We start from the raw sequence: 15,139 nt of genomic DNA, 5'->3' as shown, positions 1-15,139 counted from the left end.
GCGCCTTTGAAGGGAGGAGGAGCAAACGCCAGGGGCGTCGTCTCGCCGACCAAATTAGCGCCGATCCAGACCGGCGCTTTGATCGAGGTCAAACGCCCTTGAGGAAATTGCCCAGCGCCGCGTTGAACCGGGTCGGCTGGTCGGCCATCACGACATGGCCGCTCGGCCCGATCGGCATCAGCTTCGCGTCCTTCTTGGCCGCATAGGCGGCCCGGAAGCGGCGGGTGATCTCGACCGACTGGGCCTGGTCCGCGCCGACGGCATAGACCACCGACATCGGCACCCCGATCCGGCCGAGTTGCGGGCCAAGATCGGTATTGGCCAGGTCGCGCAGCGCGGTGGCGATCACCTCCGGATTGCTGCCCTCCGCCCCCGGCGCCTGCGCGACGATCTGGGCGAGGTAGCGGCGCCCGGCCGCCGTGCCGGTGAAATATTGGCTGAGCTGGTCGGCCAGATAGCCCATGCCATTGGCGGTGCCGCCGACCATCGCCGCGCCGGCGGGCAGCATGTCGACCACCATCACCCGGCTGGCGAGGCCTTTGAGGCCCTGCATCATCGCCAGCGTGCCGCCCATGCTGTGCCCGACCACCGCCGGCCGCCGCAATCCGGCGGCAGCGATATAGCGGGCAATCTCGTCCGCCACCGGCTGCACCACCGGCCCGCTGCCATTGGCGTCGGCAGCAAGGCCAGCAAAGCCGCGGACATGGACCAGATGCCAGCGATAGCCGGGCATCTGCCCCGTCACGCCGTTCCAGATGCCCGGACCACTGGCAAGGCCGGGAATCAGCAGCACGTCCCGGCCGCTGCCGCGCACCGTCACCATGATCCGGCGCGAGGCAAAATCCGCCGCCAGTGCCGGCATCGCCCACCCTGCCGCCAGTGCGCCCGCGCCGCAGAGCAGGCCGCGTCGATCCATCAGTCCATCCGTCATCCGCTCCCTATTGCCGTCCCGCCGCTGAACCGCAACTGAGCGCCGTTCCGCCGTTCAGACTCCTTACACCGCAAATCCGGAATCATTCGTCGCATCGTCCTTGCCTGCAATACGGGTCACCGCGCCTTGTAACGACTTGAAGTGCGGGGTTAGTGATGAGTTCGAAAGATAGCAGGCGCGTTTCGTCGCGCCTTGTGCTTGCGGTGGTTGCCTTGTCCGCCTGCGTCGGCGCGCCACCCCAGCCGGGTGCCCAGGCCAGTAGCGCGCGACCGAATAATCCGCCGCGCCAGACCGTGCAGCCCACGACCAACACCTGGCCGATCAAGCAGGTCGCCAATCCCCCCGCCCCCTACAAGGATATCGACCAGCGCGAGCAGCCCTCGCCCGCGCTTGTCAGCGTGATCCAGAATCTGGGCCAGAGCTTCCGGGGCAAGGTCGGCATCGCGGTGCGCCGGGTCAATTCGGACTGGACCGTCGCCTATAATGGCAATGCCCTGTTCCCGCAGCAAAGCGTGTCGAAACTGTGGGTATCGATGACCTTCCTCGACGCGGTCGATCGCGGCAAGATCCGCCTGGCGGATTCGACCACCATCACGAAGAAAGATCTGACCCTGTTCCACCAGCCGAGCGCGGCGATGGTGGGTGCGACCGGCTGGACCACAACCTATTCCGACCTGATGCGCCGCGCGATGACGCAGAGCGACAATACCGCCAACGACACGCTGCTGCGCGCCGTCGGCGGGCCGGACGCGGTGCGCGGCTATCTGGCACGCCGCCACATCGCCAATATCCGCTTTGGTCCGGGCGAACGCCTGCTGCAATCGACCACCGCCGGCCTCGACTGGCGGCAGGATTATTCGATCGGCCGCAATTTCTACGCCGCCCGCGCCGCGCTCCCCATGTCGGTCCGGCAGAAGGCGCTCGACAATTATCTCGCCAGCCCGCCCGATGGCGCCGCGCCGGCGTCGATCGTGCAGGCGCTGGCCAAGCTCAAGGAAGGCGACATGCTGTCCTCAGCCTCCGCGCGCCTCCTGATGGGGATCATGGAAGAAGCCAAGACCGGGCCACAGCGGATCAAGGGCGGTGTTCCCCATAGCTGGACCTATCTGCACAAAACCGGCACCGGACAGGATCTGCCGCCACGATCGACCGGCTTCAACGATGTCGGGATCATGACCGCGCCGGACGGCACCAGCTATGCCGTGGCGGTGATGATCGGCAGCACGACGGTGTCGATCCCGGAACGCTGGCAGCTGATGCAGGCCGTCGCGAAGGCCGTGGTCGCCAATCACGAGAAGCGCTGAGGTTAGAAACGCCGCACGACGCCGACATAGAGTTCGGCGTCGGGGCTGTCATGGTTGAGGCCCAGATTGGCGCCGGCATCGAACTGCATGTCGTCGCCCGCCTGCCAGCCCAGCGACAGCCCGGCCAGCGCCTGGGTGGCATGACCATCAGGATCATCGTCGCGCATCAGCGACGCTTCGATCGATCCGGACAGGCTGTCGCTGATATCGAAGCCCAGTCCCGCGACGCTGCCATAGGCCAGATGCCGGCCATCGCCATCCTCATCGACCGCCGCGTCCACTTCCGGCGTCGCCAACAGGCTGAAACCCTGCCCCAGATCATAGCTGATCGGCACCAGCATCCCGGCGCCCCAGTCGCCCTCGCCGATCGCATCGCCGCCGGTCGGCAGGCTGGCATAGGGCATGACCGCGATCGAAAAGCCCGCACCATCCGGATGGCGCAAATTCTGCCGCAGCGCGACGCGCATGTCGCCGATGCCATTGTCCGTCTTGACCGCGCCGGTTACCCGATCGCGCGTGCGCACATGGCCAAAGGCGGTCCAGCCCAGTTGCGCTTCCATGCTGTCGGTCAGGCCGATGCGCAGCAGCGCGTCACCGAAGTTCACAGTGTCGACACGGCTCTCGCCATCCTGCTCGCGGGTCCAGTCGCCCAGCCCCAGTTCGACCTGCACCTTGCCCGGCGCCATGGTGCAGGGCGGGGTATCAAGCCCCGGCCGGTCGGCGCAGAATTCCCGCGCGTCCTGCGCCCAGGCTACGCCACACTGCGCCGCCATCGCCAGCAGCATCGCCGCGCCCCATGCCCGCATCACATGCCCTCCCCTTCCCAATCTGTTTCCAGCGCAACGAAACGGATAGGAAGCAGCAAATATCCCGCACTGGCCTTTACTGTCCCGCTGCGGCACTAAGTTCCTATGCCGCGCCCCTTTTCCTCGCTGCTCGACCGGGTGACGCCGCGCACCATCGATGAACTGGAATGCGCGCTGTCGGTGCTGGGCGCGATCCTGCTCGCCCATCTGCTCGGCGCCACCCATGTTTCCTGGGCCGCCTTTGCCGGCTATATGGTGATGCGCGGCCATGCCGCCGAGACGCTGGCGCGCGGCGTGCTGCGGATCGTCGGTACGGTCGCGGGCGGCCTGATCGCACTCGGCAGCGCGCCCTTCATCGTCGGCTACTGGCCCGCTGCCGCAGCAGCGCTGGCGCTGATGGGAACGATCAGCCTCTATGCCGCGATCACCTCGCGCCGCTCCTATGCCTGGCTCTTCTTCGGCCTGACCTATGCGATGGTCGTGCTCGACAAGATCGAGCATCCCGCGATCGCCCTGCCCGAATTCGTCCAGACCCGCGTGCTGGAAACGCTGGCCGGCATCGCCGCCAGCCTGATCGTCAGCCTCGCCTCCACCCTGACCCTGCGCCGCCGCTGGCCAGCCAAGCGCACGCCCGCCGCGACCGGTGCGGGTTGGCACGGGGATTCGCTGCGCCATGCGCTGCAGGCCGGCGTGGCGCTGGCGCTACTGGTCGCGCTCAACGCCTGGATTCCTGTGCCCGCGCTGGCGCAGGGGGCGATCATGATCATGGCGGTCATGCTGCTGCCGGTCACCGGCATCGGGTCGAGTGGCCTCGCCCCGGTCAGCCAGCGCATCCTGCAACGCATGATCGGCTGCATCGGCGGCGCCTTGTTCGCCGCCTTCTTCCTGGTCGCGGGCGCCGACAATATGACGCTGCTGCTCGGCGCCACCGCGATCGGCGTGATGCTGGGCCGACATCTGGAAAATGGCGACCCGACCCATCGCTATGTCGGCACCCAGTTCACCCTGGCGGTGCTGGTGATGCTGGTGCCCGACCGCTATGACCAGCTGGTGCTGGAACCGGGCGTCGAGCGGCTGATGGCGATCTTCATCGGCATGGCCGTGCTGATGCCGGTACTACTGGTCGGCCATTTGCTGAGCGGCCGGCGCGCCGACGAAACGACAATCCCGACCAGCGGCGAGAGCGGCGGGGTATAAGCGTCGGGCACTGGAGCGGCGCGCCAATCCCCGCTATCCCCTGCCCCATGTCTCAGCAGAATCATCTCTATCTGGTCGACGGCAGCGGCTATATCTTCCGCGCCTATCACCAGCTTCCGCCGCTCACCAACCAGCACGGCCAGCCGGTCGGCGCCGTCTATGGCTATACCACCATGCTGTGGAAGCTGGCCGAGGAGCTGGGCAAGGCGGAGGGACCGACCCATCTGGCCGTTGTGCTAGACAAGGGCAGCCACACCTTCCGCAACGACATGTATGATCAGTATAAGGCGAACCGGCCGCCCGCGCCCGAGGATCTGGTCCCCCAGTTCCCGATGATCCGCGACGCCACCCGTGCCTTCTCCCTCCCCTGCATCGAGGAAGCCGGGTTCGAGGCGGACGACATCATTGCCAGCTACACCCAGGCCGCCGTGCGCGCCGGTTGGCATGTCACCATCGTCAGTTCCGACAAGGATCTGATGCAGCTGATCCAGCCCGGCGTCGACATGTACGACACGATGAAGAATGAGCGGCGCGGCGCCGACTATGTCATGGGCAAGTTCGGCGTGCTGCCCGAGCAATTGGGCGACGTGCTGGCGCTGATGGGCGACAGCGTCGACAATGTGCCGGGCGTGCCGGGCATCGGCCCCAAGACCGCGGCCAAGCTGATCACCGAATATGGCACGCTGGAAGCGGCGCTGGATGCGGCCCCTTCGATGAAGAAGTCGAAGATGCAGGAAAACCTCATCGCCCATGCCGACATGGCACGGCTGTCGCGCCGGCTGGTCGCGCTGCATGACAGCATGGACCTGCCCGAGCCGCTGGACGACCTGACCTTGAAGGGCATTCCCAAGGAGCCGCTGCAGGCCTTCCTGTCGCATCATGGCTTCAAGACCCTGCTCAACCGCCTGGGCGCGCCGGCCGCTACGGTTGCGGTCGCCAGCACGGCCGCTGCGACCGGCAGCGCCGACGCGCCACCGCCGCCCCCGGTGGTCGAGGTCGAGCATCCGCCGATCGACTGCGCCCTCTATGAAACCGTCACCACGGTCGAGGCGCTGCAGATCTGGATCGACGAAGCCCGCGCGCTCGGCGTGGTCGCGGTCGATACCGAGACCGATGCGCTCGACAGCATGGAATCGGGCCTGGTCGGCATCAGCCTGTCCACCGGGCCGGGCCGCGCCTGCTATATCCCGCTCGCCCATCGCTCCGCTGACGACATGTTCGGCGAAGTGCCGCAGCAGATCGCGCTCGACGACGCCATCCGGTTGCTCAAGCCCCTGCTCGCCGACGATGCGGTGCTCAAGGTCGGCCATAATATCAAATATGACCTCAACGTCCTCGCTCGCGTCGGGCTGGAGGTGACGCCGATCGACGATTCGATGGTGATGAGCTTCGACCTCGACGCCGGCAAGTCGCTGGGCGGCCATGGCATGGACGAGGCGGCGAGCGTCCACCTCAATCACACATGCATCAGCTTCAAGGAAGTGACCGGCACCGGCAAGAAGGCGATCAGCTTCGCCCATGTGCCGCTCGACAAGGCCACCGCCTACGCCGCCGAGGATGCCGAAGTCACCTGGCGCCTGTGGCACAAGCTGTCGGGCCGCCTGCCGGCCGAGGGCGCGACGCGGGTCTATCAGTTGGTCGATCGGCCGCTGATCCCGGTGGTGGCCGGCATGGAGCGGCAGGGGATCAAGGTCGACCGCGAAGCGCTGTCCCGTCTCTCGGGCAGCTTCTCGCAGTCGATCGCCGGCCTGGAAGCCGAAATCCACGAACTCGCCGGCCATCCCTTCACCATCGGATCGCCGCAGCAGCTCGGCGTCGTGCTGTTCGACGAGATGGGCCTCAAAGGCGGCAAGAAGGGCAAGAGCGGCACCTATTCCACCGACGTCACCGTGCTGGAGAAGCTCAAGGCCGAAGGCTCGGCCATTTGCGGACTGGTGCTGGAATGGCGCCAGCTTTCCAAGCTCAAATCGACCTATACCGACGCGCTGCAGCAGCAGATCAACCGCGACACCGGCCGGGTCCATACCAGCTATTCGCTGACCGGCGCCCAGACCGGCCGCCTGTCTTCGACCGATCCCAACCTGCAGAATATCCCGATCCGCACCGAGATCGGCCGGCAGATCCGCCATGCCTTCGTCGCCGAACCCGGCAATGTCATCCTGGCGGCGGACTATAGCCAGATCGAGCTGCGCCTGGCCGCACACATGGCCGACGTGCCCGCGCTCAAGGACGCGTTCGAACAGGGCGAGGATATTCATAGCCGAACGGCTATGGAATTGTTCGGCGAGGTCAATCGCGACACGCGCGGCCGCGCCAAGACGATCAACTTCGCGATCCTCTACGGCATTTCGCGCTGGGGCCTGGCCGGCCGGCTGGAAATCAGCGCCGACGAGGCGCAGGACATGATCAGCCGCTATTATGAGCGCTTCCCCGGCATCAGCGTCTATATCAACGAGACGCTGGAAAAGGCGCGGGCCAACGGCTTCACCGAAACCCTGTTCGGCCGCAAGACCTGGTTCCCGCGCATCAAGGCACCGGTCCAGCACGAACGGCAGGGCGCCGAGCGCGCCGCGATCAACGCACCGATCCAGGGCACCAGCGCCGACATCATCAAGCGGGCGATGGCCCGCATGGGCCCGGCACTCGAAGCCGCCGGCCTGCCGCGCGTGCGCATGTTGCTGCAGGTACATGACGAACTGGTGTTCGAACTGCCCGAAGCCGATGTCGAGGCCGCCAGCAAGGTGATCCGCCAGGTCATGGAAAACGCCGCCGAACCGATGGTCAGCCTGTCCGTACCGCTGGGCGTGGAAATCGGCACCGGCCCGAGTTGGGGCGCGGCGCATTGAGATACACCGCCCTCGCAATGCTTATGATGACCGCCTGTTCGAAAAATTCGGGCGATCCATCAGACGCTGCGAAGCAGGTATATACCGATTCCATCAAAGCTTTGGGTTGCGAGCTTGAGGATGTTAAGGCTGGGGCAGATCCACATCGTGAGGCTGATTTGGCGGCCAAGACCGGCGACAGGCGGTTTCTGGGCATAAACGGGATCACTCTTCTCGTTTCCACGCACAGAATTGGGCAATTGGACTTCGATCGCACATACGGCGAACTCGTCAGGAGAAACGGAATACGTGCGATTGAGGGCACATCCGATGTCTACGGATCGGATCGGCGCTGCTTTCAGTTGGGATCATATGAATATACGAAACATTACAACGAGCGCATGATCGAACTATCTGGTCTGGCGGACAAATGAGATCATCGATCTGGATAGACGGCTTGCAACGTTATTTTTCATAAAAAAAGGCCGCCCCCATCGGGACCGGCCTTTTTCTCAATCGAACAGCTCTTCCAGAAAGCTCTTCCTGCGTTTCTTGGGATAGCCCCGCCCGTCCTGACGATATTCGCGGTCCGGGCGGTAGCTCATCTGCGGCGCGGCGGGCGCCGGGGCCGGCAGAACCGAGCGCTCGATGATCTTGTCGAGTTCGCCCCGGTCCAGCCAAACGCCGCGACATTGCGGGCAATAGTCGATCTCCACCCCCTGCCGGTCGCTCATGTGAAGCCCCACATGGCAGACCGGGCAGAGCATGGCCGACACGGTGGCCTGATCCCGCATGCTTATTCGCGCTCGCCGGTCAGGCTCAGCAGCATCTGGAACAGGTTGACGAAGTTCAGGTAGAGCGACAGCGCGCCCATCACCTGCATCTTCTGCGCCACCTCATGGCCGGCATAGTAGAAATATTCCGACTTGATGCGCTGCACGTCCCAGGCGGTGAGGCCGGTGAAGACCACCACGCCGATGATCGAGATGACCATCGCCATCGCCGACGAGCCGATGAAGATGTTGATCAGGCTGGCGACGACGATGCCGATCAGGCCCATCATCAGGAAGCTGCCCATCTTGGTCAGGTCACGCTGGGTGGTATAGCCCCAGAGCGCCATGGCGAGGAACATCACCGCCGCCGAGAAGAAGGCCTGGGCGATGCTGCCGCCGGTAAAGACCAGGAAGACGCTGCCCAGCGACACGCCCATCACCGCCGCGAAGGCGTAGAAGGCGGTGCGCGCGCCAGCCGTCGTCATCTTGTCGATGCGGAAGCTGAAGAAGAAGACAAAGGCCAGCGGCGCGAAGATCGCGACCCACTTCAGCGGCGTGCCGAAGATGGCAGCGGCCAGCACCGGGCTATTGCCGACCAGGGCGGCGACCAGGCCGGTGATGACCAGGCCGATGCCCATGTTGCGGAAAACGCCGAGCATGTGCGCGCGCAGGCCAGCATCGGTCTGCGCCGTCTGGCTGGCACCATAGCCCGGCATGCGTACGGGATTGTTCACGGCTTCACTCACTCCATAAAAAAGATGGTTCGAGTGAGCCCGGTGCGGTCTCCTGCGGCAAAAAGAGGGGGGAATTGCCACAAAACCTGCACCGGGCGCACCCGATGCGGTCCGACATCGCGACCTGGATCAAGGGGGAAGAGATCCATGTCGCCAGAGGGGCCCGGTCCGCACAGCCAATATCGGGTCGCCCGGACGATCGCGCAAGGCGCCACCAACCGAGCAACAATTTATTACATTTGCCGCGCCGCCCCGACGCTGCGGATGAAGTCCCACACTTCCGAGGCGAAGGGCGGCTGCCGCTCCTCCTTCCACTCGTCGACATGATCGTACATGCGTGTCACCCCCTCCATCATCGCCGGCGTGGCGATGGCGGTGAAGGGCGCGAGCAGCGCCTGCCATTCGTCATAAAAGGCCCCTGCCGCCGCACTTGCCGGGTCGAGCGGCAGCGCCGCCTCTATCCGGGCGGTGAGGTCAGCCCATTGCGCGCTATAGGCCGCCTGATCGAAATCGGCCGGCATCCTGGGCATCGTCTCGGCAAAGTCGGCCTCGGCCTGGGCGCTGATATAGCGGCCACTGACCGCCTTCCATTCTTCTTGCATGGTCATGCTTTCTCCACTGCGGATCAGCGAGCAAAGGGTCGCGGCATCGAGCGGCTCGCCACGGTCGATGCGGGACAAGGCGGTTTCCAGATGGCTGCGCGCCTGCGCCAGTTCCTGCGCCTGCGCGTCGATCGCTACGATCTGCGCGCGCAGCAGCGCACCAAGGTCGATCGGCCGGCCGTCGAACAGGGTCTTGATCTGGGCGAGGCTCAGCCCCGCCCGCTTGAGCGCCAGCAATTCATGCAACCGCGCCAGCTCGGCCGGGCCGAACAACCGCCGCCCGGACGCGGTGCGCAGCGGTGCGACCAGCCCGCGCGCCTCATAGAAACGCAGCGCCCGGCTGGTGAGGCCGGTGGCGCGGGCGACGGCGGCAATATCCAATATATCGGTCATGCCCCTTGCTACCGCTTGACCCAAGGTCAAGTTCAAGCGCTTTTTTGCGGTGTCCGACCCGTTGACGATCGCGCCGTCTCGCGACATGGCTGGCGCCATGAGCCAAGACCAGCATAGCGATGCGCCCCTGCGCCTGTTCAACAGCCTGACCCGGTCGATCGAGCCGTTCGCGCCGATCGAGCCCAACCATGCGCGCGTCTATAGCTGCGGCCCGACCGTCTATAATTATGCCCATATCGGCAATCTGCGCGCCTATGTGTTCGTCGACACGCTGCGCCGCACCCTGCTGTGGAAGGGGCTGGACGTTACCCAGATCATCAACATCACCGATGTCGGCCATCTGACGTCGGACGCCGATGCCGGCGACGACAAGATGGAGGCGGCCGCCCGCGCCAGCGCCAAGAGCATCTGGGACATTGCGGCCCATTATACGCAGGCGTTCAAGGCCAATATCGCCGACCTCAACATCATGGCGCCCAGCGAATGGACGGTCGCGACCGACTATGTGCCGCAGATGATCGAATTTGCGCAGAAGATCGCCGACGCCCATTGCTACGAACTGGAGAGCGGCCTCTATTTCGACAGCTCGACCGTGCCCAATTATGGCGCGCTGGCCGGCGGTCGCGACGATGCCGCCCACGCCCGCATCGACCCGGTGGCGGGCAAGCGCAACCCGAGCGACTTCGCCATCTGGCGCAAGTCGCCGCCGGGCGAGCAGCGCCAGATGGAATGGGACAGCCCCTGGGGCAAGGGCGCGCCGGGCTGGCACCTGGAATGCTCGGTCATGAGCCAGGCCCGCCTCGGCCAGCCGTTCGACATCCATACCGGCGGCATCGACCATCGCGAGATCCATCATCCCAACGAGATCGCGCAGAATCAGGCTTATTGCGGCTGCACCGACACGCAGCCCGACTTCACCGGCGCGCGCTGGTGGATGCACAATAATTTCCTGGTCGACCGACAGGGCAAGATGTCGAAGTCGAAGGGCGGTTTCACCACCCTCTTCTCGCTGGTCGACGCCGGCGTGCATCCGATCGCCTATCGCCTGCTGTGCCTGGGCGCCCATTATCGCAGCGAACTGGAGTTCAGCGCCGATAATCTGGCCGCCGCGCTGACCCGCCTCAAGCGGCTGGTCATGGGCGTCGAGGGGCTGAAAAGCCGGGCCGAGGGCATCACCTGGCAGTCGGTGACGCTCGATTATCTGCGTGCCAATCTCTACCCCAAGCTGGTGCCGCTGCTGGAACAGTTCGACGCCGCGATCGCCGACGACCTGATGACGCCGCGCGCGCTGCCGCTGCTGGAGGAAGCGATCAGCATGAAAAAGGTGCCGGTCGGCGAGAAGCTCTGCCTCATCGCCGCGTTCGACCAGGCGCTGGGCCTGCGCCTGCTGGACCTGACCCGCGCCGAGTTGCGGGTGCAGCCCAAGGATGCACAGATCACGCCCGAGGAGATCGAGGCCGAACTGGAACGCCGCACTGCCGCCCGCGCCGAGAAGGATTTCGCCCTGTCGGACGAGATTCGCGACGCGCTGATCGCGCGCGGGGTCGAGGTGATGGACGGCGATCCGCTGCGCTGGGACTGGCGCCTCACGCTGGCCTGATGGCTTGACGCCGTCCTGGGTTCGACCCAAGACGGTATCGGGTCGAGAAAAGTGGGGCGCATCATGCTGTTTTCCGCGCGCGCGGGCGCGTTGCTGCTGGCCTTGGCCGGCCCCGCGCTGCTGCCCGCTGCCGCCGCCCCGCAGCCCGCCTTCCGCACTGATGATCCGCGCTTTGCCCGGCTCTACGCGCTGGAGGACAAGGCCGACGCGCTGTTCGAGAGCGACGATTATGCCCTGTCCATGTCGCAGAAGACGCGCGACGCCTGGACAGCGCTCGAAACCGCGGCATCCCACAGCAAGGTGCAGGGTCAGGCCCATCCGCTGGCCGGCGTGGCGCTCATCAACCTGTCGTCGATGGACCAGATCGATGGCCGCAACCCCGACGCGCTCGCTCATGCGGACCGCGGCCTTGCCCTGCTGTCGCCCTTCCGCGACGCCTATCCGATCTACTGGATGCAGGGCCTGTCGATAAAAGGCTATGTCCAGGTCACGCTGAACCAGATCGGCGCCGGGGTCGAGACGCTGGCTGAAGCGAGCCGCTATATTGACGGCTATTTCGCCCGCACCGATCCCAAGGCGCTGGATGAATCGGCGATGATGCTGAAGTCCAACATCGCCTTTGCCCATGCCCAGGCGCTGTCCCGCCTCGGCCGCAACAGCGAGGCGGTCGAGGCGCAGCGCCGCAGCATGGAGGCGCGGGTCGCCGCCAGCGGCCAGAACAGCGCGGACGCGGTCGGTGCCTATTATATGTATGCGCAGATGCTCTCGCGCGCGGATCGCGATGCCGAGGCGGAAATCTATGCCCGACTGGCGGTGGATACCGCAACCGACCATGTCGATCGCAAGCACCCCAATTATGCCCGCGCGCTCGAAGCGCTGGGCCTGCTGCTCTCGCGCACCGGGCGGCGCAACGAAAGCCTCGCCTATCTGGAACGATCGATCGCGATCAAGCGCGAGACCAGCGGCACGAAGAGTCTCGCCTTTGACTTCGCGCTGCAGAATCTCGGCAATCTGCTGCTGCCGCTGGAACGCTATGACGAGGCCGAACCGCTGTTCCTGGAGGCCGAGCGCGGCTTTCGTGACATCGAAGGTGACACCAGCCCGCAGTCCGCACGCGCGCTGGCCTTTGCCGGCGTCGCCGCCTTCGCCCAGGGCCACAGGGACGCGGCGATCAGCCGGCTACAGACCGCGCTGGCGCGTGGCCGCACCGGCAGCGCCGAGGATCGCGACATGGGGCAGCGCGTCTATCCCTTTCTGATCCCGGCGCTGGTCCAGGCCGGCCGGATGGACGAGGCGCGCGCTGCCGCTGCCGATTTCGACCGGGAGACCCGCCAACTCGACAATCTGCCCGGCTTCGCCATCGCCAATGCCGGCATGCTGTCCGCCTGGGCCAATGGCGGCGATAGCGTCGATGCGGCCTGCCGACTGATCGCGCTGCTGCGCACCAGCCTCAGCCTGCAGGAGGACGGCGCCCTGACCGAGGACCAGCGCGCCGCGCTGGACAGCGTGCTGGCGATCGCGACGCAGGCGCGCGACGCGGGTCTGGCGATGGACGCGATGGCCCTGCTTGCCGGGTCGGGCATCGTCCAGGCCAATCATCTGGTCGCGCAGCGGATGGTGGACGACCCGGCGCTGGGCAGCCGGGTCCGCGCGCTGCAGGACCGGACCCGCGCGCTACAGTCCGCCGACAGCCTGTTGCTGCAGGCGCTCGCCCGTGACGAAGGCGTCGCCGCCGCACGCGCCAGTCGCGCGACATTGGCAAAAGAGGTCAATGCCGACCGCACCGCCATCGCCCATGATTTCCCCCGATGGCTGGAGGCGCGCGGCGGCGCCCTGCCCGACCTGACATCGCTGCAAGCCAATCTGGCGGCGGACGAGGCGCTGCTGGCGGTGACGCCGGCCTTTGACGGCGTCTATATCCTGGCCGTCAGCCGCGAACGGACCGCCATCATCCGGGCGCAGGAGACGCGCGCCGATCTGGTCGGCCGGATCGCGCGATTGCGCACATCGCTGAGCGCTACCGGCTTCGACCAGGAGGGCGCTCATATCCTCTACACCCAGATCTTCACGCCCGATGTCCAGGCCGCGCTGGGCAAGGCGCAGCGCCTGCGGGTCGTGCCGACCGGCGCGTTCGCCGCCCTGCCCTTTGCCATGCTGCCGCAAAAGCCGGTGCAGCATATCGACCGGAACACACCCTGGCTGATCCGGCGCTATGCGCTGCGGATCGACAGCGGCTTCCGCCCGGTCGTGCCGCAAAAGCTGGCGGCACAGGATGACCGGATGCTGGGCATCGGCGCGCCCTTGCCCTTTTCGCAGGAGACGCAGGCCATCGCCCTCAAGCAACGCGGCGGCGGCGCAGCCACGCTGGCGCAATTGCCGCCCCTGCCCGGATCGGCCGAGGAATTGCGATCGGTCGCGCGCTATTTCGGCCCTGATCATGCCCGGCTGCTCATCGGCGCGAACGCCAGCGAGGCGATCCTGCGCACCAGCGACCTGCGCCCCTATTCGGTCATGCTGTTCGCCGCCCATGGGCTGGTCGGCGGCCAGATGGAGGGACTGGACGAACCGGCCCTGCTGCTGTCGCCCCCCGATACGGATTCCGGCAATGACGGGATACTGACGGCATCGGAAGTGGCGCAGATGCGGATCGGCGCCGACTGGGTGATCCTGTCCGCCTGCAACACCGCCGCCGGCGGCGGCGCCCAGGCGCCGACCTATTCCGGCCTGGCCCAGGCGTTTCGTTATGCCGGCGCCGGCGCCCTGCTGGTGTCGCACTGGCCTGTGCGCGACGATGCCGGCACCTTCATCACGGTCGAGACGGTCAAGGCCAACCGGCGTGGCGCCTATCGCGGGGTGGCGTTGCAACGGGCGATGCTGAAGCTGATCCGGTCCGGCAAGCCGGACGCGGTGCAGCCCTATGTCTGGGCGCCCTTCATCCTCGTGGGGCAATAGCCGCTTGCGGATCGACCCGGTTGGCGAGCGGACGACCGGCGGCGAAATCGCTGATATTGGCCATCGTCGTCTCGGCAATGCTGGCCAGCGCCTCTTCGGTCAGGAAGGCCTGATGCCCGGTGACCAGCACATTGGGGAAGGTCAGCAGCCGCTGGAACAGATCATCCTCGATGATCTCGTTGGACAGATCCTCGAAGAACAGGTCCGCCTCCTGCTCATAGACGTCGAGCGCGACGCCGCCGATCTTGCGCGACTTGAGTCCCGCCACCAGCGCCTGCGTATCGATCAGCGCGCCGCGGCTGGTGTTGACGATCACCAGTCCATCGCGCGCCCGGCCGATCGCGTCGGCATTGATGATATGGCGGGTATCGGGGGTGAGCGGACAATGGAGCGAGACGATGTCGACCTGTTCCAGCAACTCGCGTGGCGACACGTAGCGCACGCCCATCGCCAGCAGTTCGGGATCCTGGACCACATCGCTCGCCAGCACCTCGCAGCCAAAGCCCAGCTTCAGCGTGCGGGCGACCAGCGCGCCGATCCGTCCGGTGCCGATCACGCCCGCTACCCTGCCGTGGAGGTTGCGGCCGATCAGCCCGTCGAGCGCGAAATTATTTTCCCGCACCCGTGCCCAGGCGCGATGGATGCGCCGGTCGAGTGCCATCAACAGAGCAATAGTGAACTCGGCAACCGCATGGGGCGAATAGGCCGGCACCCGCACCACCGTCAGCCCCAGGTCCGCCGCCGCGACCAGATCGACATTATTATAGCCGGCACAGCGCAGCGCGATCAGCCGCGTGCCGCCCGCCGCCAGCTTGGCCAGCACGGCCGCGTCCAGCCGGTCGTTGACGAACACGCAAACCGCCTCGAACCCTTCGCCCAGGCTCGCGGTGTCCGCGTCCAGCCTAGGTTCCAGGAAATGCAGTTCATGTCCCTGATTGGCGGCCGACAGGAAATGCCGGTCATAACCCTTGGTGCCGAAGATCGCGATGCGCATGGCGCCATAGTGCCCGCCCGCCCGTCAT

General features: G+C 66.1%; 12 protein-coding genes. 6 read left to right on the top strand and 6 right to left on the bottom strand.

Features of this window, described 5'->3' with window-relative positions; all coding sequences use genetic code 11:
• Nucleotides 1-88 precede the first annotated feature (88 nt).
• Nucleotides 89-931 carry an alpha/beta fold hydrolase gene (locus tag N6H05_RS10975; RefSeq protein WP_169860107.1) on the bottom strand — a complete coding sequence of 281 codons (843 nt, stop codon included), beginning with the start codon at nucleotides 929-931 and terminating at the stop codon, nucleotides 89-91.
• 155 nt (nucleotides 932-1,086) lie between these two features.
• On the opposite strand from N6H05_RS10975, the gene N6H05_RS10970 reads away from it, so the two are divergent.
• On the top strand, nucleotides 1,087-2,235 hold the full coding sequence (locus N6H05_RS10970; RefSeq protein WP_284113875.1) for a serine hydrolase: 1,149 nt from the start codon (nucleotides 1,087-1,089) through the stop codon (nucleotides 2,233-2,235).
• A 2-nt stretch (nucleotides 2,236-2,237) separates the two neighbouring features.
• Here the strand turns inward: N6H05_RS10970 and N6H05_RS10965 are convergent, their stop codons facing one another.
• A complete protein-coding gene (locus N6H05_RS10965; protein ID WP_284114210.1) occupies nucleotides 2,238-3,041 on the bottom strand; it encodes a transporter in 804 nt (267 codons plus the stop codon).
• Nucleotides 3,042-3,146: 105 nt separating this feature from the next.
• Here N6H05_RS10965 and N6H05_RS10960 point away from each other — a divergent pair, with 105 nt between their 5' ends.
• Genes N6H05_RS10960 through N6H05_RS10950 form a run of 3 tightly spaced genes read left to right on the top strand, consistent with a single transcriptional unit; the run spans nucleotide 3,147 to nucleotide 7,497 of the window.
• The gene (locus N6H05_RS10960) at nucleotides 3,147-4,238 is read left to right on the top strand and encodes an FUSC family protein (protein WP_284113873.1); all 1,092 of its coding nucleotides are present in this window, start codon (nucleotides 3,147-3,149) and stop codon (nucleotides 4,236-4,238) included.
• 47 nt (nucleotides 4,239-4,285) lie between these two features.
• On the top strand, nucleotides 4,286-7,084 hold the full coding sequence (gene polA, locus N6H05_RS10955) for a DNA polymerase I (RefSeq protein WP_284113872.1): 2,799 nt from the start codon (nucleotides 4,286-4,288) through the stop codon (nucleotides 7,082-7,084).
• A 17-nt stretch (nucleotides 7,085-7,101) separates the two neighbouring features.
• Nucleotides 7,102-7,497, top strand: coding sequence for a hypothetical protein (locus N6H05_RS10950; protein WP_284113870.1), 396 nt, complete (start codon nucleotides 7,102-7,104; stop codon nucleotides 7,495-7,497).
• 78 nt (nucleotides 7,498-7,575) lie between these two features.
• Here N6H05_RS10950 and N6H05_RS10945 read toward each other — a convergent pair whose 3' ends face one another.
• From N6H05_RS10945 to N6H05_RS10935, 3 genes are all read right to left on the bottom strand, one after another.
• Nucleotides 7,576-7,857 carry a TFIIB-type zinc ribbon-containing protein gene (locus tag N6H05_RS10945; RefSeq protein ID WP_284113869.1) on the bottom strand — a complete coding sequence of 94 codons (282 nt, stop codon included), beginning with the start codon at nucleotides 7,855-7,857 and terminating at the stop codon, nucleotides 7,576-7,578.
• A 2-nt stretch (nucleotides 7,858-7,859) separates the two neighbouring features.
• Entirely contained in the window at nucleotides 7,860-8,552 is a 693-nt protein-coding gene (locus tag N6H05_RS10940) for a Bax inhibitor-1/YccA family protein (RefSeq protein ID WP_284114209.1), read from the bottom strand.
• Nucleotides 8,553-8,803: 251 nt separating this feature from the next.
• Entirely contained in the window at nucleotides 8,804-9,565 is a 762-nt protein-coding gene (locus N6H05_RS10935) for a MerR family transcriptional regulator (RefSeq protein ID WP_284113868.1), read from the bottom strand.
• Between the two features lie 97 nt (nucleotides 9,566-9,662).
• On the opposite strand from N6H05_RS10935, the gene cysS reads away from it, so the two are divergent.
• Together cysS and N6H05_RS10925 are read left to right on the top strand one after the other, a co-directional pair.
• The gene (gene cysS / locus N6H05_RS10930) at nucleotides 9,663-11,165 is read left to right on the top strand and encodes a cysteine--tRNA ligase (RefSeq protein ID WP_502958969.1); all 1,503 of its coding nucleotides are present in this window, start codon (nucleotides 9,663-9,665) and stop codon (nucleotides 11,163-11,165) included.
• A gap of 63 nt (nucleotides 11,166-11,228) precedes the next feature.
• Entirely contained in the window at nucleotides 11,229-14,117 is a 2,889-nt protein-coding gene (locus tag N6H05_RS10925; RefSeq protein ID WP_284113867.1) for a CHAT domain-containing protein, read from the top strand.
• On the opposite strand, the gene N6H05_RS10920 is transcribed toward N6H05_RS10925, so the two are convergent.
• The gene (locus tag N6H05_RS10920) at nucleotides 14,098-15,111 is read right to left on the bottom strand and encodes a 2-hydroxyacid dehydrogenase (RefSeq protein ID WP_284113866.1); all 1,014 of its coding nucleotides are present in this window, start codon (nucleotides 15,109-15,111) and stop codon (nucleotides 14,098-14,100) included. The genes N6H05_RS10925 and N6H05_RS10920 overlap by 20 nt on opposite strands.
• Nucleotides 15,112-15,139 lie beyond the last annotated feature (28 nt).

It is taken from the genome of Sphingobium sp. WTD-1, from assembly GCF_030128825.1.
Lineage (GTDB): Bacteria > Pseudomonadota > Alphaproteobacteria > Sphingomonadales > Sphingomonadaceae > Sphingobium.
Note: the sequence above shows the minus strand (reverse complement) of the source record. Positions and strands in the feature narration are given on the sequence as shown.